The organism is Amycolatopsis sp. NPDC003676 (assembly GCF_053587275.1).
Map to the genome: position 1 here is coordinate 1 of NZ_JBSFNS010000329.1, position 1,258 is coordinate 1,258.

Consider the following 1,258-nt stretch of genomic DNA (forward strand, 5'->3'; position numbering starts at 1 on the left):
GGCGGCGGGTCAGGACGGCGTCGTGCGCTTCGAGGGCGTCGAATTCGCCTACCGCACCGGCCATGACGTGCTGCGCGGCCTCGACCTCGAACTGACCCCCGGCACCATCACCGCCCTGGTCGGCCCGAGCGGCTCCGGCAAATCGACGCTGGCCAAACTGCTGCCCCGCTTCTACGACGTGGGCGCGGGCCGGATCACCATCGACGCCTTCGAGGTGGCGTTGTTCCGGCTGCTCGAGTCGTGGGGTGTGCGGGTCGAGGTGGTGGCCGGTCATTCGATCGGTGAGATCGCGGCCGCGCATGTGGCAGGTGTGCTGTCGCTCGACGACGCGTGTGTGCTGGTCGCCGCCCGTGGCCGGTTGATGCAGGCGCTGCCCGCCGGTGGCGCGATGGTCGCCGTGGGTGCGCCGGAAGCCGAGGTGCTGCCGTTGCTCGTCGACGGGGTGTCGATCGCGGCGGTGAACGGTCCGTCGTCGGTGGTGCTCGCCGGTGTCGAGGCAGCGGTCCAGGCAACGGCCGAGACGTGTGCCGAGAAGGGCTGGCGGACACATCGTTTGCGGGTCTCGCACGCTTTCCATTCCGAGCTGATGGAGCCGATGCTGGCCGAATTCGCCTCGGTCGTAGCGGGTCTGACGTTCGAGCGTCCGACCCTCGCGCTGGTGTCGACGGTGACCGGTGCCCGGGTCGTCGACGAGATGTCCGATCCGGCCTACTGGGTCGGTCAGGTGCGCGGCACCGTGCGCTTCGCCGACGCGGTGACCACCATGGCCACGCTCGGGGTGAGCCGCTTCGCCGAGGTCGGGCCCGACGCCGCCCTCACACCGATGGTCGCCCAGACCCTCGACACCGCGACGGCGGTCGCGCTGACCGTGCGCGGCGACGGGACGCCCGCGACCCTGCTGACCGGCCTCGCCCGGCTGTTCGTGACGGGCACGACGGTGGACTGGGCCCGCCTGTACACCGGGACCGGCGCGCGCCGGGTCGAGCTGCCCACCTACGCCTTCCAGCGCCATCGGTACTGGCTGACCGAAGGGTCGACCGGCGGTGGTGACGCACGATCGATGGGCCTGGTGTCCACCGGGCATCCGCTGATCTCGGCGGTGATCGCCCAGCCGGACTCCGACACGGTGCTGCTCACCGGCCGCCTGTCGACCGCCACCCAGCCGTGGCTGGCCGATCACCGGGTGCACGACGCCGTGCTGTTCCCCGGGACCGGCCTGGTCGAACTCGCCCTGCACGCCGCCGACCGGGTCGGCGGC

Annotated in this window: 1 protein-coding gene; it reads left to right on the forward strand. The window is 71.9% G+C overall.

Annotation, left to right across the window (positions count from 1 at the left end; all coding sequences use genetic code 11):
* Positions 1-1,258, forward strand: a 1,258-nt coding sequence (locus tag ACWDNU_RS46160) for an acyltransferase domain-containing protein (protein WP_449673483.1), incomplete at both ends; no start/stop codon positions are given.